At 43.9% G+C, this 26,875-nt stretch carries 20 protein-coding genes; 15 read left to right on the top strand and 5 right to left on the bottom strand.

Features of this window, described 5'->3' with window-relative positions:
• Positions 1 to 97: 97 nt before the first annotated feature.
• The 4 genes from ACYX4N_RS11895 to ACYX4N_RS11880 all read left to right on the top strand — a co-directional run bounded on the left by ACYX4N_RS11895 (position 98) and on the right by ACYX4N_RS11880 (position 3,535).
• Positions 98 to 340: a hypothetical protein gene (locus tag ACYX4N_RS11895; protein WP_476054157.1), complete on the top strand. Its 243-nt coding sequence runs from the start codon at positions 98 to 100 to the stop codon at positions 338 to 340.
• Positions 341 to 431: 91 nt separating this feature from the next.
• Positions 432 to 1,481, top strand: coding sequence for a DUF2157 domain-containing protein (locus ACYX4N_RS11890; protein ID WP_476054156.1), 1,050 nt, complete (start codon positions 432 to 434; stop codon positions 1,479 to 1,481).
• Positions 1,482 to 1,627: 146 nt separating this feature from the next.
• Positions 1,628 to 2,341 carry a DUF4328 domain-containing protein gene (locus tag ACYX4N_RS11885; RefSeq protein WP_476054155.1) on the top strand — a complete coding sequence of 238 codons (714 nt, stop codon included), beginning with the start codon at positions 1,628 to 1,630 and terminating at the stop codon, positions 2,339 to 2,341.
• Positions 2,342 to 2,488: 147 nt separating this feature from the next.
• Positions 2,489 to 3,535: a succinylglutamate desuccinylase/aspartoacylase family protein gene (locus ACYX4N_RS11880; RefSeq protein ID WP_476054154.1), complete on the top strand. Its 1,047-nt coding sequence runs from the start codon at positions 2,489 to 2,491 to the stop codon at positions 3,533 to 3,535.
• Between the two features lie 512 nt (positions 3,536 to 4,047).
• Here the strand turns inward: ACYX4N_RS11880 and cdd are convergent.
• Positions 4,048 to 4,455 carry a cytidine deaminase gene (gene cdd / locus ACYX4N_RS11875; RefSeq protein ID WP_476054153.1) on the bottom strand — a complete coding sequence of 136 codons (408 nt, stop codon included), beginning with the start codon at positions 4,453 to 4,455 and terminating at the stop codon, positions 4,048 to 4,050.
• Positions 4,456 to 4,591: 136 nt separating this feature from the next.
• Here cdd and nlpI point away from each other — a divergent pair, with 136 nt between their 5' ends.
• A complete protein-coding gene (nlpI, locus tag ACYX4N_RS11870; protein WP_476054152.1) occupies positions 4,592 to 5,494 on the top strand; it encodes a lipoprotein NlpI in 903 nt (300 codons plus the stop codon).
• Between the two features lie 12 nt (positions 5,495 to 5,506).
• Entirely contained in the window at positions 5,507 to 7,135 is a 1,629-nt protein-coding gene (locus tag ACYX4N_RS11865; RefSeq protein WP_476054151.1) for an SEL1-like repeat protein, read from the top strand.
• An 81-nt stretch (positions 7,136 to 7,216) separates the two neighbouring features.
• Here ACYX4N_RS11865 and cysZ read toward each other — a convergent pair whose 3' ends face one another.
• On the bottom strand, positions 7,217 to 7,954 hold the full coding sequence (cysZ, locus tag ACYX4N_RS11860; RefSeq protein ID WP_476054150.1) for a sulfate transporter CysZ: 738 nt from the start codon (positions 7,952 to 7,954) through the stop codon (positions 7,217 to 7,219).
• Between the two features lie 266 nt (positions 7,955 to 8,220).
• On the opposite strand from cysZ, the gene smc reads away from it, so the two are divergent.
• The 3 genes from smc (at position 8,221) to ligA (ending at position 15,649) form a co-directional block, all read left to right on the top strand.
• Positions 8,221 to 11,742, top strand: a complete 3,522-nt coding sequence (gene smc, locus ACYX4N_RS11855) for a chromosome segregation protein SMC (RefSeq protein ID WP_476054149.1) — start codon at positions 8,221 to 8,223, stop codon at positions 11,740 to 11,742.
• A gap of 20 nt (positions 11,743 to 11,762) precedes the next feature.
• Positions 11,763 to 13,367, top strand: coding sequence for a cell division protein ZipA (gene zipA / locus ACYX4N_RS11850; RefSeq protein ID WP_476054148.1), 1,605 nt, complete (start codon positions 11,763 to 11,765; stop codon positions 13,365 to 13,367).
• A 248-nt stretch (positions 13,368 to 13,615) separates the two neighbouring features.
• Complete coding sequence (gene ligA, locus ACYX4N_RS11845; protein ID WP_476054147.1) at positions 13,616 to 15,649, top strand: NAD-dependent DNA ligase LigA; 2,034 nt, start codon at positions 13,616 to 13,618, stop codon at positions 15,647 to 15,649.
• A 217-nt stretch (positions 15,650 to 15,866) separates the two neighbouring features.
• Here ligA and ACYX4N_RS11840 read toward each other — a convergent pair whose 3' ends face one another.
• Entirely contained in the window at positions 15,867 to 16,394 is a 528-nt protein-coding gene (locus ACYX4N_RS11840; protein WP_179983377.1) for a DUF2062 domain-containing protein, read from the bottom strand.
• A gap of 210 nt (positions 16,395 to 16,604) precedes the next feature.
• Between ACYX4N_RS11840 and ACYX4N_RS11835 the strand changes: the two genes are divergently transcribed.
• The 6 genes from ACYX4N_RS11835 (at position 16,605) to ACYX4N_RS11810 (ending at position 24,083) form a co-directional block, all read left to right on the top strand.
• Positions 16,605 to 19,262 carry a ComEC/Rec2 family competence protein gene (locus ACYX4N_RS11835; RefSeq protein ID WP_476054146.1) on the top strand — a complete coding sequence of 886 codons (2,658 nt, stop codon included), beginning with the start codon at positions 16,605 to 16,607 and terminating at the stop codon, positions 19,260 to 19,262.
• 261 nt (positions 19,263 to 19,523) lie between these two features.
• Positions 19,524 to 21,272 carry a lipid A export permease/ATP-binding protein MsbA gene (gene msbA / locus ACYX4N_RS11830; RefSeq protein ID WP_476054145.1) on the top strand — a complete coding sequence of 583 codons (1,749 nt, stop codon included), beginning with the start codon at positions 19,524 to 19,526 and terminating at the stop codon, positions 21,270 to 21,272.
• On the top strand, positions 21,269 to 22,300 hold the full coding sequence (gene lpxK / locus ACYX4N_RS11825) for a tetraacyldisaccharide 4'-kinase (protein ID WP_474806884.1): 1,032 nt from the start codon (positions 21,269 to 21,271) through the stop codon (positions 22,298 to 22,300). Before msbA ends, lpxK begins: the two co-directional genes overlap by 4 nt.
• A 5-nt stretch (positions 22,301 to 22,305) precedes the next feature.
• Positions 22,306 to 22,500 (top strand): Trm112 family protein, encoded by a 195-nt coding sequence (locus tag ACYX4N_RS11820; protein ID WP_474806882.1) that lies wholly within the window; start codon positions 22,306 to 22,308, stop codon positions 22,498 to 22,500.
• A 42-nt stretch (positions 22,501 to 22,542) separates the two neighbouring features.
• Positions 22,543 to 23,292 carry a 3-deoxy-manno-octulosonate cytidylyltransferase gene (kdsB, locus tag ACYX4N_RS11815; RefSeq protein ID WP_476054144.1) on the top strand — a complete coding sequence of 250 codons (750 nt, stop codon included), beginning with the start codon at positions 22,543 to 22,545 and terminating at the stop codon, positions 23,290 to 23,292.
• 131 nt (positions 23,293 to 23,423) lie between these two features.
• Positions 23,424 to 24,083 (top strand): SDR family oxidoreductase, encoded by a 660-nt coding sequence (locus tag ACYX4N_RS11810; RefSeq protein ID WP_476054143.1) that lies wholly within the window; start codon positions 23,424 to 23,426, stop codon positions 24,081 to 24,083.
• A gap of 113 nt (positions 24,084 to 24,196) precedes the next feature.
• Here ACYX4N_RS11810 and ACYX4N_RS11805 read toward each other — a convergent pair whose 3' ends face one another.
• Together ACYX4N_RS11805 and rimO are read right to left on the bottom strand one after the other, a co-directional pair.
• Positions 24,197 to 25,009, bottom strand: a complete 813-nt coding sequence (locus tag ACYX4N_RS11805; RefSeq protein ID WP_476054142.1) for a substrate-binding periplasmic protein — start codon at positions 25,007 to 25,009, stop codon at positions 24,197 to 24,199.
• A gap of 162 nt (positions 25,010 to 25,171) precedes the next feature.
• Positions 25,172 to 26,623 carry a 30S ribosomal protein S12 methylthiotransferase RimO gene (rimO, locus tag ACYX4N_RS11800; RefSeq protein WP_476054141.1) on the bottom strand — a complete coding sequence of 484 codons (1,452 nt, stop codon included), beginning with the start codon at positions 26,621 to 26,623 and terminating at the stop codon, positions 25,172 to 25,174.
• Positions 26,624 to 26,875 lie beyond the last annotated feature (252 nt).

Genomic DNA, 26,875 nt, shown 5'->3' with positions numbered 1-26,875 from the left:
GACGAAGGAAGGACCTTCGCTGTTGGTTTAGTTAGCTCAATAGTTGTTTTTGTTTGCCTTGTACTGTTTGTTTGATATTTGGAAAAAGGATGTTTACATGAATATGGATAAGTGGGCAAAAACGCGAGAGAAAGGAAAACAGCGCTTCGTTTTAGTTAACGGTGTTTTAGGGTGGGGCGTGTCTACAGCCATCTTCTGGACCCTACTAATGGAATTTCTTGACCCATTAGAAAATATTTGGGTACGTCCTACCATTGCTTTGGTCATTTTTCCCGTTGCAGGTATCGCTTTTGGCCACTTAACGTGGAATAAATGTGAAAAACTTACGAAAAACACGTAAGTAATACTCTGTAACTTCTCTAGTCTGGCTTTTTACTTATAACCCAGTAAAGTAAAAGTTCTAATTTCTACAAGCTAATTCAGAGAAGTACATGGAAGTATCGAAAGCAAGTATTCAAAAAGCAGTAGCGAAGAAGATCATCTCTGAACAGCAAGGCGTTGACCTCTACAGCTTCTTTCAGGCAGAAAGCCAGCATACTCCCGCTTTCACTTTTACCCACATTCTCTATTACTTGGGCGGCCTTATCGCTATTGGCGCCATGACTTTGTTTATGAATTTAGGGTGGGAACAGTTTGGGGGGCTGGGGATAATCTTCATATCATTGCTCTACGCTGGTGTAGGGATAAAGCTTACTAACTCTTTAGCAAATAAAAACCTTATTATTCCTGCCGGTATTTGCGCAACCTTTGTAGTGTGTTTAACACCGCTTGCTATCTACGGTTTTCAACAGTGGCTTGGCCTTTGGCCCGAGAACGATGCAGTCTATCGTCAGTTTCATACACGCGTTAAATGGCTGTGGTTGTACATGGAACTTGGCACATTGGTGACCGGCATGATAGTAGCTTGGCGGTACAAGTATCCATTTTTGATAATGCCTATAGCAGTAACACTGTGGTACATCAGTATGGATGCTGTCATGCTTATCATCGACCAAGACAACATGTGGAATTCATACACATGGGAATTCCGCGCACAAGTATCTATGTACTTCGGCATGTTTATGACCTTACTGGCTTTTTGGGTTGACTTACGGTCAAGGCACACTGCCGACTACGCATTTTGGTTATATTTGTTCGGCGTTATTGCTTTTTGGGGCGGGCTTACTAGCCAAAACTCAGACAGCGAACTTTCAAAGTTTTTCTATTTTTGTATAAACCTATTCATGGTTGGGCTAGGCGCATTATTGGTTCGAAAAGTATTTGTGGTATTTGGTGCGTTAGGAAGCTGTTTCTATTTAGGGCACTTGGCCTCGAATGTGTTTAGAGACAGTTGGCTTTTTCCTGTTGCGTTAACGGCTATTGGTTTAGGCGTGGTGTATATAGGAATATTGTGGCAAAAACATGAGGTTAAGATAACGCGTAAAGCCCGTAATGCGTTGCCAAAGCCGTTTCAGGAACTCTTAGAGAACAGACTTAGGTAAAAAGCTTAGTCAAAAGCCAGGTAGTAAACAAATGCTATTTAATTGTGATAGCAGTAGATATCGAATAATAAACACAAACAATAGCCTCAATAAAAGCAGATAGATTAGCTTGTTAAAGTGGCCTAGACGCAAGGTAGTAAATAGAAATGTCAGATAAAAAAGAAGAATTCAAAGACCCTACAAATCTAATGGCGTGGATTAAGTACCTTCTATGGTTTCAAGTTGTTCTTTCGTTCGTCGCTATAGGCTCAAATTTAATGGAGTACCAGCTTTTAACAGACTTTCAGAACGGCGTTTATTTTAGCCAAGAAATGGCGGTGGCCGATGCAGAAGCTAATGACATGAGACAGGCCGTTATCGCTTTTTCTTACCTTGGTGTGTTTATCGTTTCTGGCATTTTAATTTTAAAATGGATTTATCAAGCAAATCAAAATGCGCGTCAACTAGGTGCGAAAGACATGGCGTTTTCACCGGGCTGGTCAATAGGTTTTTATTTCATTCCCATTGTTTCGCTATGGAAGCCCTATCAAGCGATGAAAGAAATTTGGCAGGCTAGCCAAAACCCATCAAATTGGTCAGAAGAAAAAGTTAGCTCAATCTTAGGCATTTGGTGGTTCTTTTGGATTGCTAACAGCATAGCGGGGCAGGCGGCATTTCGATTGTCCAGAAGGGCGGAAGAAATTTCTGAAATCATGAATGTGAATTTGGTCTCACAGGCTTCAGAAGTTATCTCAATTCCTCTAGCTCTTGTAACGTGGTTATTGATTAAAAACGTTTCTCATGTGCAGCTAGCAATGCGCGAGCGAAGTGATGAACAGCCAGAAACTAACGAAGTATCGAACCTAGAACCAGCAAAGTGAAGTTGACCAACTTTTTATTTCGTTAGAATAACGCAATACCCGCTGATAGCGGGTATTTTTTTATAAAGGTGCTTTAAAATACTGATTGTTGATTAACCTAAAACGTTCTGGCTTACTAGTGCGTTATTTTCCAATGAGTTTTTAAGTATGTCGTTTAAAAAGAAAGCGTTAGCAGGTGTTCTTGTTTCTCTTTGTTCTGCGTTTAGCCTAAACGCTAGCGCAAATGAACCTTATGAATTGATGGGCGTGACCACCCAAGCGGGTCAGAAAGCGTCCTACCTCGCTACAGAGAAAAGCATAACGCTGCCGGTGACGGTTATAAACGGAAAAGATGACGGTCCAGTACTGCTACTTACCGCCGGTATTCATGGTGATGAGTTCCCGTCTATGTATGCCCTACAACAACTTCAGCAAAACCTTGATCCTAACGAGATGAGCGGTGTGTTGGTTGTACTGCATTTGGCAAACTTAGATGGGTTTCATGGAAATAGAATTGCGTTAAACCCTAAAGATGAGAAAAACCTGAATAGGGAGTTTCCAGGGAGCGCGGAAGGCACACCGACAGAACAAATTGCTGAGTTGTTAACCAGAGAGTTTATTGGCAAAGCTGACTTTTTAATAGACATGCATTCTGGCAGTGCAAACCAAACGTTATTGAATCATGTGTATTCTCCTTTTGTGGGCGACGAAGAGCTTGACGCTTTAACATTTGAATTCGCGAAAGCAACTGGCATGCAGCATATTGTCATGTATGGCGACCGCCCAAGAGATCCTAACAATTCAATTTCTTACCCTAACACAGCCATGACAAGGGGAAAGCCTGGCCTTACTACCGAAATAGGGCACTTAGCGCAGACAGATGAAGAGTCTGTAGCGAAAGCGCTAGAGGTGGCTGAGAACGCTATGTATTTTCTAAAGATGTTGCCAGAAAAGCCAAAGCCGCACCCTGAGCCAATTATCTACGAAACCATTAAATACCCTAAAAGCTCGAAAACCGGTTTTTTCAAGGCTTCAGTGGAGATAGGCGATAAAGTGTCAACTGGGCAAGACATAGGTAAGGTCACCGACTATTTTGGAAATCTAGTTGAAACCCTCAAATCGCCTGTTGATGGCACGGTTATGATGGTTAATCAAATGCCAGCCATTAAAGACGGTCAGTCTGTAATGGCTATTGGTATAGAAAAATCTCAATAACATCGTAGATGAAGTAAATAAGCTGAATGATCCAATTCGCCTACTCAATCAAATAAATGTTAAAGTTAAATTATAAAACTGTGATTAGGGAATAACATGGACTTTCTTTTTAACGTATTGATTTGGGTAGGCGTGGTTATCTTCGCCATTTTTATTATTGGCTTTATGGCAGCAGCGAAACTAAATAAGCGCCAAAATGAAAATAATGATTAGAGGACTGCCAAGCTTGCTGTAGAAACTGCAAGGGCAATTGTAGAAAAACAATAAATAGTTTCACCCCTTTTATTCAGTTCCTCCGTTTAATGAAAAAGGGGGAACAACATGCAAACAACAATTCTACCAAGCGCTAATTCGCAAGTTCTGGTACAACACAGTGTATTGTCTTTTGCAAAAGCGCCTTCGTACAAACGGGCTATAAACCTTGCCACTATTGCTTTATAAGGTATCAAAAACGAGGCTGGTAGATGTGAAAACTGCCTGAGCCTCGTTTGTTGCAAGGTATCGTGATAAACCTATTTGTCTAGATCGTGCGCCCTAAAGGCATTGGGAAGTAATTCACCAATTGTGGTTTCAAATTTCTCTCCGCTTTGACTAACCATGGTTACTGGGGTTTCATCTGGTGCGAACTCAGCAATTTTTTGTCTGCAACCGCCACACGGGAAACAAAATTCATCGTTTGGGCTGGCAATAACAATGTGTGAGATGCGTTTTTCACCTTGTGTAACCATATTGCCGATGGCCGTGGCCTCAGCACATTGGCCTAAAGGGAAGGCCGCGCTCTCTACGTTACACCCAGCAAAAGTTTCACCACTGGGAGTAAGCACAGCCGCACCAACTTTAAAATTTGAATAGGGTGAATGAGAGTTTTTCTGTGCGTCAAAAGCAAGTTGTGATAGTTGTTCTAAATTATTTTTCTTCATAGCTACCTGTGTTAACCACCCAATACGCTTTACTTTTATCATCAAATGCGAGAAGGTTGGCGGCATTAGCGCCGCAGACAAGCGTATATAAAATGCTCAGGCGGTTTTTTCTTTTTTTATAGAATGCTTTTTTACCATGTGCAGAAACGTTAGTCTCATCTTTTTTTCTCTATTCGCTGCTATTTTAACCGGTTGTGCGCAAACACCCCCTGCTTCAGAAAGACCACAGATGGGGAATTTGCTTTTAGCCGAGCCTGCACCTGTCAACCCTCGTTCAGAGATGGCGATTGCACGCTATAATCAAGTGCTAACTAGCCCAGCGCTATCAGATGAAGATAAAGCTGAACTTCATTTTCAACGAGGCATGCTTTACGACAGCGTAGGCCTTGCAGGTTTAGCGCAGTTCGATTACACCCAAGCCATTAACTTAAAGCCTGATTTAGCTGAAGCCTATAATTCTATGGGTATTCATTATATCCAGCAGAGTGATTTCATTCAGGCTTACGACGCTTTTGACTCTACTATTGAAATTAATCCAGAGTACGATTTCGCGTTCTTGAACCGTGGCATCGCGCTTTACTATGGCGGTCGCGCAGAACTTGCGACTAACGATCTTAACCGCTTTTTTGAAAAAGATAACAGCGATCCGTTTCGTGCGCTGTGGGCTTACTTCGCTCATTACGATGTTTCAGAAGTGGAAGGCCAAACTTACTTAGCGTCTATTCGTCCTACGCTAGACAATGAACATTGGGCAACTTCGCTGGTGGATTTATTCTTAGGTACTGTTGAAGAAAACGATGTACTTAACTCATTGCTTAACGGTGTTAAAAGCCAAAAAGCGCTAACTGACCGACTATGTGAAGCGTATTTTTATTTAGGTAAATTTCATTCCCTACGCGGAAATAGCGGTATCGCGTCTAATTACTTCAAGCTTGCGCTAAGTACAAACGTGTTCGACTATGTAGAACACCGTTACGCAAGAATGGAGCTTAACCGTTTGCGTAATCAAGCTAGCAACGATGTAGTTAGCGAAGAGTAAGCGCAAAGCATTATGCGAGGCTTATTTTTAGCAGTCTTCGCACTGCTTATCGTTGCGGGCGATAGCGGGCGCTATGCTCCTCAACTTATCTCGAACGCTATTAGCGTGCTATTACCATCACATCAAAATGAAGATGGTGTCTTATTAGAAGGTGAGGAAACTGGCACGTTTGAAAGCGTTCAGTCTAATGCTATTGCCCCAGATAGCGGTAATACTACCCTTAAAAATAATCCAAGAGATAACGCGCTAGCGCTGCTTTGGCTCGCTGCAAAGCAGGGTAGTGACACTGCCCAAGCCTATATGCTTGAGATATTTGAGAGTGCATATAACAACGGCTTTTCCTCTACAGATTCCATTGATCAAGAGACAGCGAACTACTTTCTAGAGAAGCTTGTTAATCTAGAAAATGCTGACGCTGCGTGGTTGTTGTACCAAATTTTAGGCGAAGAGGGGGCTTCAGAGCGTTTTATGCGCTTAGCAGCGCTTGGCGATGTTGCTGAAGCGCAACTAGCCTTTGCAATGTCTACCGATTCGCCAGAAAAGCGAGAAAAGTGGCTGATACGCGCAGCCTCGCAGGAATATTTGCCTGCACAGGCTGCACTGGCCGATTGGTACCTACTTCACGGTCAACAGCAGTTAGCTAAGCCTCTGCTGGCAGCTACAGCAACCTTAGACATGCAAAGTGCGTTTAAGTACGCAAGGCTTTTGTGGGACGAGGGCGAATTCTCGAAAGCTAAATCGCATTTTAAATTTGCAGCGCAAAAAGGCCATCAACAAGCGGAAAAAGCACTAGAAGCCATCAAACTTTATTCACCCTATTCAGTGACGCAAGCAATAAAGCAATCTGGCGCTTTTGATTGGGAGAGTCAAAAAAATTGCCTGCAGCGTGTTCAACCTTTCGCTACAAGTTTGGCGACCATCATGCGAGCGCACGAACTTTATCAGTCATATAACGACGATTCGCGCCTTGAAAACCTTTCTATTTGTTTAGCCCCGCCTATTTGGCTTAAATCCGATGTGCTGGAATGTAACGCTAACTATAAAAGGGCGGGTATCTTGGGGTGCAATATTACGCCGTTAGCCAATATCGCCAAAAAGCGTAAATTTAGCCATGCAGTTGTGGTAGCGGAGCAGGGTAAAGCGAATGTTCAAAATGGTGTAATGTATTTGGATATTAGTGACGCTTATTCAGTATTCGTGCACGAATTAGCCCATTTTGCTGGCTTTGCTGACGAATATCCTATTGGCAAGGGTATGGCAAACAAGCTGTGCGATGAAGATGGGATTGCGGGCTTCCTACCTCCCAACGTTGTGGTAGATACTGAGTATTGGTATGCACCGCATGAAACGGTAGAGAATTGGCTGTCGATAGACCCCGCAACGATTATTGCTCGCGCTAAAACCTGTTCAGTGTTGGGGCGTAATAGCTACAAACCTAGCCGAAGAATTACGTTCATGGAACACCACGATAGCGGCGTGATACCGCCTTTATACTTGGTCCTTTGGCAGCAACAGCTTGAAAAGCAAAATGCGCAGCGTCCCATCTCAATGAATTTCTTCCAGGCTTTCCACAATAGCGGTAATCAAAAAGAGGCGGCCCACTGGCTAGCTGAGTACGAAGCATTTACCGGAACCAAATAAGTAGCCGCGCACTCTTTTTCGATAACGCCATAGTTCTATTCAACAACCACCTTCACAGGTACTGCAACGGGTTATTTCTCGCTACCCACGAAGCGTAGGCTTCAGCTCTCTTACCCACATAGATGTGGCACCACAAATTGCTACTGGCATAACAATGAAGTTCACCACGGGAATGAGCGAGAACACGTTTACCATCATGCCAAAGGTCATTGCTTTTCCTTTGTGTTCGCCCAGGTGCAAGCGCATTCGAGTGAAATCTACCTTGTGGTTATCATAAGGATAGTCGCAATATTGTATCGCCATCATCCAGGCGTTAAATAAGAACCAAAGCACTTGCCCGATAACAGGTAGAAAAAAGAACAGCAATAAAAAACCGATGGCGCGAGGTATATACCAAATGAGCTTAGTCAGTTCGCGACCTACGGTTCTAGGAATGTCTTTTACCAATGACATAACGCCTTCATCACCCAGGTCTTGGCCCGTTAAATGACGCTCAACCTTTTCTGATAACACGCCGTTGAAAGGCGCGGCAATCCAGTTGGCTAGGGTGCCAAAAATAAGTGCGAAAATGAGTAACACGCTGATTACCGCTAAAGGCCATAAGAAGAAACTGATGGCCGTTTTTATCCAGCCTAACCATTCAGGTACAAGGTCGATAACATAGGCTATGCCCATTTCTATTTGGCCAAATAAGAAATAAAAAGCAACGGAAAACAGAACAAGGTTAATAGTGAGGGGCACAAACACGAAACGCTTTAGCCCTTTTGTCTTTATAAGCGAAAAGCCTTCAAAGAAATAATGTACACCACCTGAACTCATTCATACTCCTTCGCGTTATTTTAAACGCTTTGTTTATTAACTATTTACTCTATCATACGCCCTTGGCGCGTTCTGTGCCTAACTCGCTGAAATGGTAATTGTTACAAGCTGTTAGTTTTGGTAGAGTCGAAACATAATAACAAAAGAACCTTCTGTGTGATTACATCATTTCCATATCATCCGCTAATTCAGCATCCCACCAAGGGGTATTGGGCTGAAGCTTTGACGATTTCGTCCGGCAATTCTGTATATCAGAGGGATGATGCGTGAGGCTTAAGAAGATAAAGCTTGCGGGCTTCAAGTCCTTTGTTGAGCCTACTACTATTCCGTTTCCCGGGGAAATGACTGCCATTGTTGGCCCGAACGGCTGTGGTAAGTCCAATGTTATTGATGCTGTTCGCTGGGTATTAGGTGAAAGCTCAGCGAAGAACCTACGCGGCGATGCGATGACAGACGTGATCTTCAACGGTTCATCTTCACGAAAACCCGTGGGGCAGTGTAGCGTTGAACTTGTTTTCGATAACAGTGCAGGGCGGATCGCGGGCGAATTCGCCAATTACAACGAGCTGTCGGTTAAACGATTAGTAACCCGAGATGCCACGTCTACTTACTTCCTTAACGGTACCAAATGTCGCAGGCGAGACGTTACCGATCTATTTTTAGGAACGGGGCTTGGGCCACGTTCTTACGCCATTATTGAACAAGGTATGATCTCAAGGCTTATCGAATCTAAGCCACAAGAACTGCGCGTGTTTATTGAAGAAGCTGCGGGTATATCAAAGTACAAAGAGCGTCGCAGAGAAACTGAAAATCGCATAAGGCACACGCAAGACAACCTTGAACGCTTAAACGATGTTCGCGATGAACTAGGCAAGCAGTTAGAAAAGTTACAGCGACAAGCTGCCGCAGCAACCCGCTATAAAACGTTGCGCGCACAGGCTAGAGAGTTAAAAGGCCAGCTTGCGGCGATTAGATTTCTTAAAAATAGCGAGCATATTGAAGTGCTGCAAAAACAGCAGCAAACACTGCAACTAGAAGTTGATGATTTAAATGCCAGGCTACAAGGTGATGAAGCCGGACTTGAATCGTATAAAACTAAACAAGTTGAGACCAAGCAAGTCATCGATGATCTGCAGCAGCAGTTATTCACCACAAGCAATGCAATAACGCGATTAGAGCAAAATGCCCTGCATGCTAAACAGCGACAAGGGCAAATAGAGCAAGAATTAACGCGAATCAACGAACAGCATGAATTGCTAAACCAGTCTATTGATGAGGCACAGGAAGCACTTGCCGTATCAAACGAGGCGCTTGAAAACATTGAACCAGAGCTTGTACTGAAAGAAGCCGAGTTGGAACACGCAAAAGCGCGTTTTGAAGACGTAGAGCAAGCGCTAAGAGAATTTAACGCAAAAGCACGTGAACAAGAGCAAACGTACAATCAGCTTCGACAAGACGTGCAACAGTGTCATAGCCAAATTCAGTCCACAATGAGTATGCAGCTTCGTACATCTCAGCGTATTAGCGAACTGCAAGACGAGCTAAAACAACTCGATGACGAAGATTACTCAGATCAAATTGCATTGCTAGATGAGCAATCAAACGAGCTAGATTTTGATATTGATGAAGGTAAACAGGCGGTTCAAGCAGCTAGCGAGAAAGTGCAAAAACAACATGCTGAAGTGCAAACCATTGAAGCAAAACGACGTGATGCGCTGGGTCAGCTGCAAACCGCCCTGTCAACCAAATCTGCATTAGAAGCGCTTCAGCAAGACGCCTCTAGCTTCGAAGATATGCTATTAGAAGGAATAGAAAAGCTTTGGCAACAATTTAGCTCAAGCCAAAAGCTTGCACCCTGTATTGAGGCTATATTAGAGCACGCAAAAGACCCTGTGGTCGCAAAAAGCTACCCGGTACAAGAACTTCTTAAAAACAAAGCGCGTCTGCCCACCGGCATAAAGGTGTACACCGAAAGCGTGTTTGTAACTTCGGCAAAAGCTGGATCTTTAGCAAATGCTTTATTAACTGACCTTAGCGGTAGCCACACTTCACCGGCACAGGTTCCCGCATTTTTTGATGATATTTACCTGTGTGAAGACGATAAAGACCTGACAAGTAAGGTGGAACACTTAGCTGATGACGAGATGAAAAGCGATTGTAATGGCTTTTCTAGCGCAATTTCACCAACAGGTTTATGGGCAAGCTCCAATTGGGTTGTTAAACCGGGTCAGGTGAATGACGGTGCTTTGCAGCGTGCTAACAAGATTAAAGCACTTACAGATGATATTGAGGCCGCTGAAAGTCTCCTTGAAGAAGTTGAGTATTCCATTGAGGAAGCGAAGCAGGCTCTTGAAACAAGCGAGGCTCAAAAGCATACGGCTCAAAACGCCTTAGCTGAAAAAGAAAATCAACGGGCTCAGATTAAAAACAAGCTATCTTTACTTGAAATGCAACAAGAGCAGCAGTCTACTCGCAGCGCTAAACTCAATGATGAATTGGCAAAACAAGAGTTAATGCTTGCTAAAGAAGAAGAGCAGTTAGCGCAACTTTCTGAAAAGTTAGAACTTCAAGAAGCGCAAATCCTTGAATATGAAGTGCACATTGATGAAGTTAACACCAAACGTGAAGAAAATGAGCGAACTACGTCAGAATTGCGCGCCTCAGTCGATTCATTAACGTCGCAAAATCATGAGCTTGCGTTAAAAAAGCAGCAGTTTGAAAATCATCAAAACTTATGTAGTCAGCAGGTTACACGTAACCTTGAGCAGCGTGAAGAATACATAAAGAACAAAGAAAGATTACAAAAAGAACTAGCGCACCTGACGTCTCCTGAAGAAATTCAGGAAGCAGAACTTCAGTCTCTGTTAGAAAATAAAGCGGAATTAGAACAGCTGAAAAGCGCTAAGCAGCGCAGCCTTGAAGATATTGAACAGTGGTTGCGAGAAGCTGAAAAAGGGCATCAGGCTCTAGGTAAGGACATTCAAACCCGACAGACAAACATCGATAAACTTAACATCGATATTGAAGGGTATCGGGTACGCGCAAACACGATCCTAGAGCAGCTTGACGAAACACAGCAGTCACTGAAAAACATTCTAGAAACCTTACCCGAAGACGCCGAAGAGAAACGCTGGCAAGATGACCTTGAAAAAACGCAGGCTAATTTGCAGCGTTTAGGGGCAGTGAACTTAGCTGCGGTTGAAGAATTTGAAACCCAGTCAGAAAGAAAATCTCATTTAGATACACAGCACAACGACCTTACTGAAGCCCTAGAAACGCTACAATCGGCCATTCGAAAAATTGATAAAGAGACACGCACGCGCTTTTCAAACACTTTTGAGCAGGTTAACGAAGACCTTAAAATGTTATTTCCTAAAGTCTTCGGCGGTGGGTCAGCATACCTAGCACTTACCGATGATGACTTATTGGAGACCGGGGTGACGATAATGGCTCGCCCCCCTGGTAAGAAAAATAGTACGATTCACCTCTTAAGCGGTGGAGAAAAAGCATTAACCGCTTTATCATTGGTGTTTGCTATTTTTAGATTAAATCCAGCACCATTTTGCTTGCTGGATGAAGTAGATGCACCATTGGATGATGCAAATGTAGGGCGCTTTTGTAACTTAGTGTCAGAAATGTCACAAACAGTGCAGTTTATTTATATCACCCACAATAAAATAGCGATGGAAATGGCGAGTCACCTAACCGGTGTTACTATGGCGGAACCTGGAGTTTCACGTATGGTAGCGGTAGACGTTGACGAAGCTGTAGCCTTCGCAGAAGCATAACAAAGGGCGAAAGAAATTAAATGGAAGATCAATTACGTCTATTTTTACTCCTTGGAGGCACGGTTTTTATCATTGCTGTGCTTGCCCACGGTATTTGGAAAATTCGTAAAAACGGTAAGCCTTCGGAAAAAGAGCGCTTAGAGCCCCGACAATGGCAGGATGATGATGGCGAATTAGAGGCCGAAGCTCAGGAAGGCTTTGATGAGCTCGGTATTGGTGCGGTTCGAGTGGTTAGCAATTCGCAAAGCTCGCATAATAGAGCAGATGAGAACAGCGCAGCTTCGAGCCCATCGTTTGATGACACCTTGAATAATCCAGATAACGGCAGCGAACGTAAAAAATTCGGCAACGATGAGAGCAATCACTCTTCTCAATATGCTTCTTCGAGTGACATCCATAGCCATGAAGACGACGCTGGCGAAGAGCACGCTAATGCCAGCAGCAATGATAATTCGTCGATATCGCCAGCCGTAAAAGTGGGTGGAACAGAAGGCGAAAAAAGGAGCGAAAAAGAAGACGCTCAAGAAGCGCCCAAGCTGTATGGTTCAGTGGTAACTAACCCCAAGCCACACATGAAAGGGCAGGCTCGCTCGATTGATACCGCATCAAATAAAAGCGATGACAACGTTGCTGCTTTCCCAGAACCTCCAGGTTTTCTGCTTCGGGAAGGCGACGATGAAGCTCAGTCAGAGTCACAAGCACAGCGCGAAGAAAATGCCCAAGACGCGTCTTACTCACCGTCATCAAACGCAAATAACGCGAATAGCGCAAATAACGGGTACTCTGATAATCAAACTACGGCACAACCCGAACAGGCGCCAGCAGCACCCGTTCGTCCTGCGCAAAAGTTTTATATAGACCCTACGCTAGAAGAAGAACCAGCAACGGTTCAAGCGCCAACTAAAAACGAGCGAGAAGTCGCTGACTTTAGTTTAGACGCTCAAGACGATGCATCTTCATCACGGGGTAGCCAGGAAGAAAATGAACAGCCGCGGCGTTTTGCACGTAGTAAGCGCAGTAAAACACCGATTAAGAAGCGGGAAGAGCCTAATTTTGGTGATGACCAAATGCGCATTGACTTCGACACCAGTGAGCAAGGTAACACTGATTTTGGTGAAGAGAGCTTTAGTGCAAATGACACACACAGCGACGGTGCGAGCAGCACTTCTGAGCCGGTGAAATCATCTAATGTTGAACCTGAAGTATTGGTGTTGAACGTAAGAACGCCAGAAGGTGAGCCAATTTCTGGTGCTGCGCTTTTACCTATGCTGCTTACACTAGGGTTTAAGTTTGGCGACCAGGATATCTTCCATCGTCACGTAAACTCCAATGGCAAGGGGCCAGTATTATTTAGTCTAGCCAATATGTTTAAACCTGGTGTTTTTGATATTGATAACCTGGAAAATTTTGAGACCCAAGGTGTATCTTTGTTTATGATATTGCCTATTGAAGGCGACCCTCATCAAGTATTCAATATGATGCACAACGCGGCTCGTAAGTTGGCAGACGAGTTTGGTGCTCAGGTACTAGACGGGCGTCGAAGCGTGTTAACTAAACAAGGCTTACAGCAATACGTTGAAAAAATTCGTGAATTTGAACGCAAGCGTATGATTGCTCGCGGCTAACGTAAGCTATTCAACTGTCTATATCGCACGCTTTGTACGTGCTTGCGTGTTAGCGCAATAAAAAGGACTTGGCTCATACCCAGGTCCTTTTCTATTAAATAGCGCTACAGCGAGGCTACAAATTATACTAGCCGACTAAAAAGACGGCGGTTTAATGCCTCACTTGAAACAAAAGGTCGTTTAGGTTAAGTCACCTAAGCTACAAATTGTAAAACTTTTAATTATTTATACGGCGTGAAAACAACTCCATGTCAGACTCTTTAGAACAAGCAAAGCAACAAGTTGCTCAACTTCGCAACACGTTAAATGAATACAATTACCAGTACTATGTACTAGACGATCCTTCGGTTCCCGATGCGGTTTATGATAGAGATATGCAGGCGCTAATAGCGCTTGAAGAACAATATCCTGAGTTACATAGCCCAAATTCTCCAAGCCAAAAGGTGGGAGGCGCTGCGCTGTCTGCATTTGAGCAAGTGACTCACGATGTGCCTATGTTGTCGCTAGATAACGCTTTCGATGAAGAGTCTCTATTGGCATTTGAGAAGCGCTTAAAAGACAGGCTTAAAGATACTGCTACTTTGGATTTTAGCTGTGAGCCTAAGTTAGATGGCTTAGCCGTGAGTATTTTGTACGAAAACGGTGAATTAGTTCGCGCTGCAACACGGGGCGATGGTCAGGTAGGAGAAAACATCACAGCTAACGTGCGGACTATTTCAAATGTACCTTTAACCCTTCGTGGCGACCACTATCCAGATCGCGTCGAGGTGCGTGGTGAAGTGTTTATGCCGCGAGATGGCTTTGCAAAATTAAACGAACATCAAAAAGAAACGGGCGGTAAGGTCTTTGCCAACCCGCGCAATGCCGCAGCAGGAAGTTTGCGTCAGTTAGACTCGAAAATCACCGCTAAACGTCCACTGATGTTTTATGCTTATTCACTAGGCGTAGTACAACCAGAAAGCTTTGAACTACCTACAACCCACAGCGCGCGCCTTGCACAATTAGGTAAATGGGGGCTGCCATTGTGCCCAGACATTGACACTGCTGAAGGCGGTAAGGGCTGTTTGAATTATTACAACCATATCCTGGAAAAGCGCGATAACTTGCCTTATGACATTGATGGCGTCGTGTTTAAGGTAGACCGTATTGATTTGCAAAACACCCTAGGTTTTGTAGCCCGAGCACCGCGTTGGGCCATTGCGCAGAAATTTCCCGCGCAAGAGGAAGTAACCAAACTGGTGGACGTTGAGTTTCAAGTGGGCAGGACAGGGGCAATCACACCCGTAGCGCGCTTAGAACCCGTTTTCGTGGGCGGCGTAACTGTCTCTAATGCCACGCTTCATAATCAGGATGAAATTTCCAGATTAGGCGTAAAAGTTGGCGACACTGTTGTTATTCGTCGCGCCGGTGATGTTATTCCTCAGGTAGTTTCTGTGGTTGAAGCAAATCGCACGGGTAGTGAAACTGACATTAGTTTCCCAAGTCAGTGCCCAGTGTGTGACTCACAAGTTGAAAAGCTTGAAGATGAAGCAGTCGCGCGCTGTACCGGTGGGTTAATTTGTGCAGCGCAGCGCAAGCAGGCGCTTAAACACTTTGCTTCGCGTAAAGCGTTTGATATCGATGGTCTTGGCGATAAGCTCGTCGACCAGTTAGTAGATGCTGATCTTGTGCACAGTCCCGCAGACTTCTTTACCCTGTCATTAGGTGACGTTGTTGGCTTAGAGCGAATGGCTGAGAAGTCTGCAAGCAAGCTTTTGGCATCTCTTGAAGCATCAAAACAAACTACCTTAGCCAAATTCCTATATGCATTGGGGATCCGTGAAGTAGGTGAGGCGACGGCGGCAAACTTAGCTGCGCATTTTGAAACCTTGGAAGCGATTCGTGAAGCTTCATTAGAAGCGTTAGTAGAAGTGCAGGATGTGGGCGAGGTGGTAGCTACTCATATATTCAACTTCTTTAACGAGTCGCATAATACCGATGTGATTGACGCACTTCTAAATGAAGGAATCAATTGGCCCGCCATTGAAAAGCCCGATTCAGATAATTTGCCACTTGAAGGCAAAACCTGTGTTATTACCGGCACGCTAAGTGAAATGGGCCGTTCTGATGCCAAAGCTCGTCTTCAATTATTAGGTGCAAAAGTGGCAGGCTCCGTAAGTAAGAATACTGACTTCTTAGTTGCAGGTGAAAAAGCAGGTTCTAAACTAACCAAGGCACAAGAGCTTGATGTCGATGTGTGGGATGAAGCCGCGTTAGTCGCCTTCCTTGCTGAGCATGAATAATAGATCCGTGAACTTAACGTTAAGAATGCTTTCAGGCCGAAGTCTCTTCGATAGTGCTTTTCGTCAGAATTCTTCGGCCTAACGCAGTTTAGTTGCAAAACGCAGGTATTCTCAAGTCTCACTTCCGATAAGAACTAAAAAAAACGCCACATTGAAATGTGGCGTTTTTTTAAATCTTATCGAAAGTAAATGCTGCTATTTGCTCTAGGGGGCTTTGTTATTGAGCCGTCTGATTACGCATTTGCCTGCGTCTTTCCCACGCTTTTTTCACTTGAAAGCGCCATACCCAGTTTAAGGAAAAGTAACCTGCCAATCCGAAAACCACAGAGCAAATACCACAGCCAACCAAAAAGGCGGGCCCAATGGTGTTAATGCTTTCTACCACCCACTGCCAGCTAAACTGGAATTCAAAATGTTCAGGTTTGGTCCCAAGTACAGTAGTACCCACTTTGTAAGCCCCATAAAATATGGGGGGAATGGTAAATGGATTTGTTACCCAGACTGTTGCGACAGACAAGGGTAGGTTTGCTCGAAAAGGGATAGCTAAACCTGCAGAAAGCCACATTTGAAACGGCACAGGCCAAAAAGCAAAGAACAAACCTATGCCAAACGCGCCAGATGCAGAGCGACGGTTCAGGTGCCATAAATTAGGTTCGTGCAATACGCTACCAAATATTTTTAACGCTTTGTTTTGCTTAATGCTTTGGTGATCTGGCAAAAAACGTCGAATAAATTTCTTAGGCATAAATATCAATGCATCTCGAAAATAAAAACAAAAAACACAGAAAAAATAACAGCAAACGGGATTGCGCAGCACGGTTTTGCACTAGCAACGTTCACTTACTGTCAATTGCTACGTGAAAACATGGTCAATCGTATCACAATTTGCCTAAGCTGTTTTTGCGTTGGCGCAATAAGTGCAGTTTTATGGCAAAAACTTCCAAGTACCCACACTATGGCGTTGATGATTGCCATATTGGTGATAGCTATTGCTGTCATCTTACTGTTTTCTTTAGAAAAACCTAGGTCCAATAAGACCATTTTTGATGTGCAGCTATGTTGTGCAGTGAGCGGCTTAATACTCGGCGTACTGTGGGTGGCGAGTGTAGGGCATTTTTACTACGCTTGGCAACTGCCCAAGGGTAAAATTCAACAAGATGTCACAATATCCGGGCGAGTTTTATCGCAAGGGTGTGTTTCTAATAAAAGTAATAACCCAGAGGCTGCTTTTCATTATGTGGTAAGTATTGCGTCGCTAAATGGAGAGAGTGTCGCAACATTTTTAGATGATGGAGTAGTACTGACACCCTTTAAAGCAGTTTTTTCTAACGCTTTCAACTTTAGAGCTCGCCTTGCTCACAAGCAATACAAGTATTTAAGTGACAATGTTGAGATAGGGCATCGTTCACAACGTGATTTAGATGATGTAAAGCAGCGCGCGAGACCGCAAGCGTCAGAAAAGCCTGTCGGACTTAAATGTTTGCACAATGGCGACATGTTTACAGCGGTTGTTAAACTTAAACCTGCATACGGTACGGCCAATCCCGTTGGCGCAAGCCGCCAGCAGCAGCTGGTCAGTCAGTTTATTCATGTCACTGGATACATTAAATCTATAGAGCACGATAAAACCACGCATAATCATTCATTGCGCTATGACCTTGCGACAACGCTAGAAGCGCTGAATCTCAATAACCTAAACTGGTGGCGTGCGCTACTGCTTGGCGATAAAGCTGGGTTTACGAAAGACAACTGGGTGCTGTTACAACGGACAGGTACCGGGCACATATTTAGTATATCCGGTATGCACTTATCACTTATTGCCGGGGTATGCTTACTAGCTTTTAATCCGATAGTTTTCATACTCAGACACGTTTTCGATATATTCGGCAGTGTGCAGTACTTCTTAGCCAGCATAACAAGCCTAAGATTAAAGACAGTAAATCGAGATAGCAAAACTAATAGGCGTTCAAAGTTATTAACTATTAAAGCGCCGATTAGAGCCATGGTGCTCTGCTTGCTTGTGGTTATTTGTTTTTTTTACGCGCTGTTAAGCGGAAGTGCCTTGCCCGTTGTGCGAGCCTGGGTTCTTATAGCTATTGGCTGCGTATTGTCGCTTTCACGTAATGCATGGAGGCCAATAAATATTGCGTTAGCTATGCTGGCGTTAAGTTTGCTGCTTTTCCCACTTTCAATGTTAAGTGCAAGCTTTTACTTAAGCGTAGGTGCGGTGGTGTGTATTTGGTTTTTAGTGAACACGTGGGGGCTACAGCGCTCACCTTGGTATGTGTCGCTAATAATGTTGCAAATAGCGCTAACGCTAATAATGATGCCGCTAACGCTCATCTGGTTTGATAGTGCGAGTATTATTGCGCTAATAGCAAACTTGATTGCCTTACCTGTTATAACTTTGCTGCTACCTATTTGTTTACTCTCTCTATTGCTGCTTCATTTTATTCATTTCGGTCCAGTCCAAGAATTGGCAAGCACACTATTTCAAACAAGTGATGGGTGTTTGGAATATTTATTGTCATTCTTGAACCTGCTTAGTGACTTTTCAATAAGTGCAGTTAATGTTCACCAAGGTAATGGCGCTACGCTCTGTTTGCTTGCTGCGTTTGTTATTTTTCTGTTGCCTGCATGGCGCTACAAAAAAGTATGTATCCTAATTTTGTCTATTCCTTTTTTTAGTATCATTCAAAAATGGCTACCCGTTAACGACGAGCCTTGGGCACTCCACGTTTTTGATGCTGGCCAAGCTAGCGCGATCGCTATTACGAGAGGGAGTAGAGCAATCATTATTGATTCCGGTGCTCAGTTTAACGGTATTGCTCACACAGCGACCGCACACCTACTGCCTTTTCTGGAAAGTACACATGTTTCAAGCATCGATGTTGTTATTCATACACATAGTGATAACGACCATGCGGGAGGTTTGTCTGCAGTCGAGCTTCATAAATTAGCAGCACAAGCCAGCTTCTATTCGCCAACCTCGGGATGCGAACGAGGCAAGCGTATCCAATGGCAAAATTTGACCATTGAGTTTTTATGGCCGCCAGTGGGTAATACGCAAGACAATAACGCCATGTCCTGTGTGGTAAAAATATCTAGTCAGTCTGGCAGCGTACTTATACCCGGTGATATTGAAAAGGCGAGTGAGTACGCCCTAATTACACAAGAAATAATCGGTACAAGTGAAATAAAGAGCACACAAGAAATAAACGGCACACGTGAAATAAGCAATACACCTGAAATAGAAGAGGGGGCGGCAACAAAAAGTGCCTTGATTCCAAGCTTTTCAAAGCTGAGTGCTGATATTCTTATTGCCCCCCATCACGGTAGCAAAACCTCATCTACTGATATTTTCATAGAGTATGTTGCACCAGAGGCTGTGATCTTTACCCAAGGTTTCGAAAATCGCTGGCAGTTTCCGGCAAGTGAAGTGGCTAGGCGATACAATCACCATGGAGTTAAACAGTATCTAACCAGTTATCACGGCTATGTAAGGGCAACGTTTACTCAGGGCAGTTATCGTATAGATGCCCAGCGAGATACCTTGCATAAACGCTGGTATTTACGAGGCATAAGTCCGCGACATCTAGCAGTGCAACCCTAGCACCTCAAAAGCTGGTACTTCAACACCCTGTATATAGTAAAAAGCCATTCCTGCATTCCCAGGCTTTGCTAGTAACTTTGCCAGCGCCTTCTGAGTGGGCAATTACCTATTAGGGTTGGTATTATAGTGAAGTGACCACACATTGTTCAGTTAGTTGGCAGACTAACCAATTTTGCCTCTATATTAGTGAATTAGAGTGAGAACGAGTACAATACTCTTAACGCGTTTTCGTTAACGTTTTAAACAGGTTAAAAAAACTACATGCAACAAGCCGACAACTCGGATTATCAAATTAAGCGCTTTTTACAGTATTTGAAAGCGTATAAAGTGCCTTTTGTGTTTGCCATTATCGGTATGATTGGTTATTCCGCGGTAGATACTTTTGTATTTTCACAGCTACAGCCAATGATTGATGAGTCCCTAGGTAATAACGATAAAGATTATCTTCGGATGGCTGCGTACGCCATCGTTCCTTTGTTTCTATTGCGCGGCGTGTTTAATTTCTTAGGCAGCTATACATTAAACTGGATTGGTGCCCAAGTTGTTATGCGCATGCGCCAACAGCTGTTCGATAAATACATCCATTTACCCGTGTCATTTCACGATAATCATGCAGTTGGCGGGCTTATAAGTAAGGTCACTTATGATACTGAGCAAGTAGCTAACGCTTCTGGTAAAGCTTTGTTAACGCTTGTCAGAGAAGGCGCGCTGGTTATTGGTTTGCTATGTGTCATGTTCTATTACTCATGGCAGCTTTCACTTATTTTTCTTTTGATTGGCCCTATCGTGGCGGTGATTGTATCTATTGTCAGTAAACGTTTTCGCATCGTTAGCAAAAGCATACAAAAATCAATGGGCAACCTTACGTCGTCAGTAGAGCAGGCGGTAAAAGGTCACAAAGTTGTGATCATGTTTGGCGGCCAAGAAATAGAGCAGAAACGCTTTAAACAGAAAAATAATCACAATCGCCAGCAGTCGATGAAGCTTCATGTGACCTCTATATTAAGCGTATCGTCAATTCAGGTTATAGCGTCGATTGCCCTTGCTGTTGTTCTTTTTATAGCCAGCACGCCGGGTATGCTAGAAAAGCTTACTGCTGGCGTATTTATCAACGTCGTATTTTGCATGGTAATGCTGCTGAAGCCTCTAAAACAACTCACTACCATTAACAACCAATTCCAAAAAGGCATGGCAGCGTGTGCCAGTATCTTTGAGATCCTTGATGAAGCAGACGAAGAAGACAAAGGTAAAACAAAGGTTGAACGCGCCAAAGGTAAGATAGAATTCGACGACGTAACCTTTTCTTACCCGGGCAAACAGACACCTGCATTGTCTAATGTGAGTTTTATTGCAACCCCTGGCCAATCGATAGCATTAGTAGGGCGTTCAGGAAGCGGTAAATCGACTATCTCGTCGCTGCTTACGCGTTTTTACGTGCCGCAAGAAGGTGAAATACGTGTAGACGACAAGCCGCTTAACGACATTGACCTAAAAAATCTGCGAGCGCAGTTTGCAGTCGTTTCACAAAATGTGACGCTATTTAACGATTCTATTGCGAACAACATTGCTTATGGTGCGAGAGAAAACGTATCTCGAAAAGACATTGAGAGTGCAGCTAAGATGGCGCATGTTGAAGAGTTTTTATCGAACCTACCTGAAGGTTTAGATACGGTTATCGGTGAAAATGGCCTAATGCTATCGGGTGGTCAGCGACAGCGTATTGCTATTGCTCGTGCAATCCTTGCCGAAGCGCCCATTCTGATTTTGGACGAAGCGACTTCTGCCCTTGATACTGAGTCTGAGCGCTTAATTCAAGATGCGCTGGAAACGCTGCAAAAACGATGTACCAGTATTGTTGTGGCGCATCGCTTGTCTACCATCGAAAATGCAGACTGTATTATGGTGGTTGAGCAAGGCCGCATTCTCGAGAAAGGCAAACACAATGAGTTGCTTGAAAAAGGCGGTCATTACGCACAGCTGCACGCACTGCAATTTGGTGAGGCTAAGTGAGTCAGTTGCAAATTAAAACCAAGCACGATAAGTGGTACTTTGGCCACCCTTTGGTGTGGCTTCTCTCACCGCTTGCGCTGTTGTTTTACTTTGTCTCAGCACTTCGCCGCTTGTTTTTTAAGGTAGGCCTCAAAAAAGCTTACAAGGCGAGTGCTCCTGTCATCGTAGTTGGCAACATTTCGGTAGGTGGAAACGGTAAAACTCCGGTTGTACTGGCGTTGACCGATTACTATCAAAAACAAGGCGTAAAGGTTGGTATTCTAAGTCGCGGGTATGGCGCTAAGTCGCCGTTTTACCCTCGACTAGTTAACGGCGAGGACGATGCCTCTGAAGTAGGTGACGAGCCCCGTTTATTAGCCATAAGAAGCCAATGTGACGTGGTAATTGATCCAGTTCGCGCACGCGGGGCCGCTTACTTAAGTGACGAATTACAGTGTGATTTAATTATCTGTGATGATGGCCTTCAGCATTACGCACTTCATCGCGATGTTGAAGTTGTGGTAATGGATGACAGAAAAGTGGGAAGCGGTTTTTTGCTGCCAATGGGGCCACTACGTGAAGGGCAGTGGCGATTGAATACCGTTGATGCGTTAATTCATAACAGTCGTTCAATGCCAACATTCAACAATGCCGTAGCGCCTCAATACTTGATGACGTTAGTCGCAGGGGATTTTACCTGTGTGGCTAACAGAGTGAAAACCACAACGCTTGAAGAGATTAAAAAAGTGCCGTGCAGCGCAATTGCTGGGATCGGTTCTCCCCAGCGCTTTTTTTCTCAGCTTAGAGAAATGGGTATTCAACTTTCTTCTGCCACTCCATTGGCTGATCATCATGCTATAACGCCTTCAGATATACCCAATGGCAGAGTGTTAATGACGGAAAAAGATGCGGTGAAAGCGGCATCCTTCGCCCACGACGATTGCTGGTTTTTACCCGTTACCGCTCATTTGGCACCAGATTTTTTTAATTTAGTAAACGTAAAACTTGCCAAAGCAGGTTTAAAGATTCACCAAAACGGACAGGAATAATAACAATGGCCTTTGATAAGAAGCTTTTAGAAGTTTTGGCTTGCCCAGTGTGTAAGGGAAAATTAGTACTTAGTGAAGACAACACTCAGTTAATTTGCCGATTCGATAGGTTGGCTTTTGATATTAAAGATGGCATCCCTGTACTTATCGAAAGTAAAGCAACTGCATTGTCGTTAGACGAAGTAGACGCAACGCGCTAATAAAACGTTTAATTAAGTGGTAAGTAGGGGCAAATAAAAGTTATGTCATTTACAGTTGTGATACCCGCTCGGTATGGCTCAAGCCGGTTTCCAGGCAAACCTTTAGCGTTAATTGGCGGTAAACCAATGATTCAACACGTCGTTGAGCGTGCTAAGGAGGCTGGCGCCGATACCATTATAGTGGCAACCGACGATGAGCGCATTCAAAACGTAGTGGCCGGTTTCGCCAAAGTCTGTATGACGTCAGTTGATCATCAATCGGGAACAGAGCGTATTGCTGAGGTTGTCGAAAAAGAAGGCATTGAAAGCTCTACTATTGTGGTCAATGTGCAGGGAGACGAACCCTTTATACCTGCAGAAAATATCAGACAGGTTGCCGACAACCTTGCTAATGCGCCTCAGTGTCAAATGGCTACACTGTCTACGCCAATCGAGGGTGTTGAAGACGTATTTAATCCAAATATTGTAAAGGTATTGGTGAATGAAAAGGGTGAGTCTATCTATTTCTCACGTTCACCCATTCCTTTTGAACGTGACCACATGATGGCGAACCCACAATCTGCAAATACTTCGCTGTATAAACGCCACATTGGTATTTATGCCTACCGCGCTCAATACATTAAGCAATATGTAGCGTATGCACCTAGCTCGTTAGAACAAATTGAGTCATTAGAACAGCTACGTGCTATATGGTATGGCGATAAAATTCACTGTGAAGTTGCGATAGCGCCGCCTCCGGTTGGAATTGATACACCAGAAGATCTAGAACGCCTTTTGAAGACTATAAAATAACGAGAAACGAGTGCTGAAATAAAGCTTGGCGTTTATCTGTATTGAGCGATAAGCCCTAATGAATCAGCCAGTTCTTGTGAAAGGTTAATGAAACCTTTTTAAAGCATACACATTGTAACAAGGGAACCGTTATGAACGTAGTAATTACCGGTGGCAATAGGGGCATAGGCCTTGCGCTTACCAAGCAATATAGAGCACGTGGCGCAAAGGTTTATGCCACATGTCGTAATAGCTGTGATGAGCTAAACAGTGCAGGTGTGACCATTATCAAAAGCGTGGATGTATCACAGCCTGAGTCACTGGCTGAAAAACTTGCCCCTTTAATGGATATCAACATTGATTTGCTAATCAACAACGCTGGTGTACTTGGACGTGAAAGTCTTGATGACTGGGATCCAAACACAATCGACTACCAGTTTCGCGTTAATGCGATGGGCCCACTTCTAGTTACACAAACATTGCTACCAGCAATGGCGCAGGACAGTAAAATTGCGTTAATCACCAGTCGTATGGGGTCAATGGCTGACAATGGTTCAGGCGGTTATTACGGCTATCGTATGTCTAAAGCTGCGTTAAATGCAGCGGGTGTTTCTATGGCCAATGACTTAAAGCCTAAAGGCATTGCTGTAGGTATCTTCCACCCTGGGTTCGTGCAGACTGAAATGGTAAATGGAGCAGGGGATATTAATGCCGATACGTGCGCCGAACGTTTGTCACAACGTATTGATGAACTAGATGTAACTAACTCGGGTCGCTTTATTCATTCAAATGGTGAAGTATTGCCTTGGTAGGCTGAATGTTAAGCTGCTAAAAACTCAAACGTAAATGCTTTATATCAAAAGAGCGCTTATCTCTAAGCGCTCTTTTATCTTTTAACCACACCTTTCTGTTGTGTCTCATCTTGTTAGCGCGTTAGATTGTACGTATTAATAAGCTGCTCAATAGATCCGTCTTTCAAGCGAGCGCCAAGAGCAGCGTTAAACTCTGGAAATAGCGATGCACATTTGGATTTTGCAGAGATAGCAAAATGCACCTCGTTTGATGATATTGGTGACTCGCTGATTTGCATGCCGTTGTTTTCCAGTTCTTTTAAATGGCTTAGTGCTGCACTTTGTGGTGAGACTGCATAGTCAGCGCGATGTCGACGCATCATCTCATACATTTTGTCGTGGTCTTTAACTTCGATAATATTCAAGTTTGATTTAATGCTATCGAACTTTTCACCTAAGCTAATACCGCGCGGCATCACACCAATGTATTGCGCAAGGGCATTAAGTGAAAGGTCAGTACCTCGTTTTTGCGACAGTGAAGGCGAAAGCACAACATAAACCTCTTCTGCTGCAAAAGGGGCGGTGATAAGCCACTTTCGACTTCGGGCTTCATTCCAATAGTTTCCCGCCAAAATATCAAGCTCGCCCGCATCGAGTTTAGATTCTATTCGTTTCCAAGGTAATCCGGTTTCTATTTTTAGTGTGACACCTAAATCCTGTGCTAGCAGGGTTAGAACGTCAAATGCTATCCCCGAGGCTTTCAGCTTTCCTTCAAACTTGTTAAATGCGTAAGGAAACCACTGTTTTGCTCCCGCGGTGTGTAAAGTCTTACACTCTGTGGTGGCTAGTGCGCGCTGACTGAACACAAAAGTTAAAATGAGCAATATGCCAAACGACAAAAAGCAGTGGGATAAATGTTTCGGTTTGAAGTAGGGGAGCATTGCCATATTTTATTCACGTACCACAGAAGGTGGCGTTGATTGGGTTACTTGTATAATAGTGTATAGGGTCTGTTATATATAAAACCCTATCGACTGGCAATTAGCCGATAGGGTTAAAAAAATAACGAATAGATGACTTACGAGTATAGACCGCTTTTTATTCGAAAATTACAGCGCGGGATCTGCGCCTTCTTGTTCGTCTTGATCTTCAGATAGTACAGCCCACACGTCGTGCTCGTTAGCATGGATTACTTCAGCCCATACACGATCGCCTGGTTTTACGTCATAAACGCCGTTTAAATGAACCAGACCATCAACTTCCGGTGCGTCAGCATATGTACGGCCTACTGCACCTTCCGCATCAACACTGTCAATGACAACTTGATATTCGTTGCCAATTCTGGCTTGTAAACGAGCTTGACTGATTTCACCCTGTACTTCCATAAAGCGCGCAAGGCGGGCTTGTTTTATATCTTCTGGTACTGGGTCAGGCAGGTCGTTTGCTTTTGCCCCTTCAACTGGTGAATAGGCAAATGCGCCAACGCGATCAAGCTGGGCCTCACGAAGGAAATCCAATAGCTCTTCAAACTCTTCTTCTGTTTCGCCCGGAAAGCCAACAATAAATGTTGAGCGAATAACCAGCGACGGGCACTGCTCGCGCCATTTCTTAACACGTTCAAGAACGCGCTCGGCACTGCCTGGGCGCTTCATTAATTTAAGAATGCGTTTATTGGCGTGTTGGAAGGGAATATCCAAGTACGGAAGAATTTTACCTTCGTTCATCAGCGGTATAAGGTCATCGACGTGCGGGTAGGGGTATACATAGTGTAAACGGACCCAAATACCCATTTCACCCAGCTTTTCACACAGCTGCTGCATGTGCGCTTTAACAGGCATGCCGTTCCAGAACCCCGTTCTGTGCTTAACATCAACACCATAGGCGCTAGTGTCTTGTGAAATAACCAATAGCTCTTTAACACCAGCGTCCTTCAAACGCTTAGCTTCATCAAGCACGTTACCCACTGGGCGGCTGACAAGGTCACCACGCATAGAAGGGATAATGCAGAACGTACAACGGTGGTTACAGCCTTCTGAAATCTTTAAATACGCATAATGACGCGGCGTTAATTTTACGCCGTGGTCAGGAATGAGATCTTCAAACGGATTGTGCTGTGGCTTTGGAAGGTGATCGTGTACTTGTTCAACTACCGTTTCGTAGGCGTGAGGGCCAGTAATCGCTAACACGTTCGGGTGAAGCTCTCTAATTTCGTCCTCTTTAACACCTAGGCAGCCAGTCACGATAACTTTACCATTTTCTTTAAGTGCTTCACCGATGGTATCAAGCGACTCTTCAACTGCAGCATCAATGAAGCCACACGTGTTAACGATAACGAGATCAGCATCGTTATAAGTAGGGACGACGTCATAACCCTCGGTGCGAAGTTGAGTAAGAATACGCTCAGAATCAACTAAGTTCTTAGGGCAACCTAAGCTAACAAAACCAATTCTACTGCCATTGCTTTGTTGCGAAGGTTTGTTGTCACTTAATACCTTCACTGGCGTTTCTAGCGTGGTGGTTTTATTTACTACTTTGTTTGGATTAAACGTTTCTACTGTCATCTAAAATATCACCTGGAAAATGACTGAGCTTAAAATGGCCGCGGATTATACAGGAAAACCCGCGTAGACGCAGTATATATGTTTAGCGTTGACGATATAAGTTGTTAACGCATATTTGAAATAGCGCGCAGGTAAACTTTTTTGAAAGCATGAAAATTAAAAGTGACAGATTATATGGTTAAAGCAACACCAAGAAGGTTTAAAAAAGCGTTGTCTACCCCCACTTTAGTCACTTCTTAGGAATAAATACCA

The organism is Alteromonas sp. ABH4_452, assembly GCF_056311825.1.
Note: the sequence above shows the minus strand (reverse complement) of the source record. Positions and strands in the feature narration are given on the sequence as shown.

Bases quoted from the DNA above. Each gene is read 5' to 3' on its own strand.
- ACYX4N_RS11895 (WP_476054157.1), top strand. From the start codon at position 98: ATGAATATGGATAAGTGGGCAAAAACGCGAGAGAAAGGAAAACAGCGC.
- ACYX4N_RS11890 (WP_476054156.1), top strand. From the start codon at position 432: ATGGAAGTATCGAAAGCAAGTATTCAAAAAGCAGTAGCGAAGAAGATC.
- ACYX4N_RS11885 (WP_476054155.1), top strand. From the start codon at position 1,628: ATGTCAGATAAAAAAGAAGAATTCAAAGACCCTACAAATCTAATGGCG.
- ACYX4N_RS11880 (WP_476054154.1), top strand. From the start codon at position 2,489: ATGTCGTTTAAAAAGAAAGCGTTAGCAGGTGTTCTTGTTTCTCTTTGT.
- cdd (WP_476054153.1), bottom strand. From the start codon at position 4,455: ATGAAGAAAAATAATTTAGAACAACTATCACAACTTGCTTTTGACGCA.
- nlpI (WP_476054152.1), top strand. From the start codon at position 4,592: ATGTGCAGAAACGTTAGTCTCATCTTTTTTTCTCTATTCGCTGCTATT.
- ACYX4N_RS11865 (WP_476054151.1), top strand. From the start codon at position 5,507: ATGCGAGGCTTATTTTTAGCAGTCTTCGCACTGCTTATCGTTGCGGGC.
- cysZ (WP_476054150.1), bottom strand. From the start codon at position 7,954: ATGAGTTCAGGTGGTGTACATTATTTCTTTGAAGGCTTTTCGCTTATA.
- zipA (WP_476054148.1), top strand. From the start codon at position 11,763: ATGGAAGATCAATTACGTCTATTTTTACTCCTTGGAGGCACGGTTTTT.
- ligA (WP_476054147.1), top strand. From the start codon at position 13,616: ATGTCAGACTCTTTAGAACAAGCAAAGCAACAAGTTGCTCAACTTCGC.
- ACYX4N_RS11840 (WP_179983377.1), bottom strand. From the start codon at position 16,394: ATGCCTAAGAAATTTATTCGACGTTTTTTGCCAGATCACCAAAGCATT.
- ACYX4N_RS11835 (WP_476054146.1), top strand. From the start codon at position 16,605: ATGGCGTTGATGATTGCCATATTGGTGATAGCTATTGCTGTCATCTTA.
- msbA (WP_476054145.1), top strand. From the start codon at position 19,524: ATGCAACAAGCCGACAACTCGGATTATCAAATTAAGCGCTTTTTACAG.
- ACYX4N_RS11820 (WP_474806882.1), top strand. From the start codon at position 22,306: ATGGCCTTTGATAAGAAGCTTTTAGAAGTTTTGGCTTGCCCAGTGTGT.
- kdsB (WP_476054144.1), top strand. From the start codon at position 22,543: ATGTCATTTACAGTTGTGATACCCGCTCGGTATGGCTCAAGCCGGTTT.
- ACYX4N_RS11810 (WP_476054143.1), top strand. From the start codon at position 23,424: ATGAACGTAGTAATTACCGGTGGCAATAGGGGCATAGGCCTTGCGCTT.
- ACYX4N_RS11805 (WP_476054142.1), bottom strand. From the start codon at position 25,009: ATGGCAATGCTCCCCTACTTCAAACCGAAACATTTATCCCACTGCTTT.
- rimO (WP_476054141.1), bottom strand. From the start codon at position 26,623: ATGACAGTAGAAACGTTTAATCCAAACAAAGTAGTAAATAAAACCACC.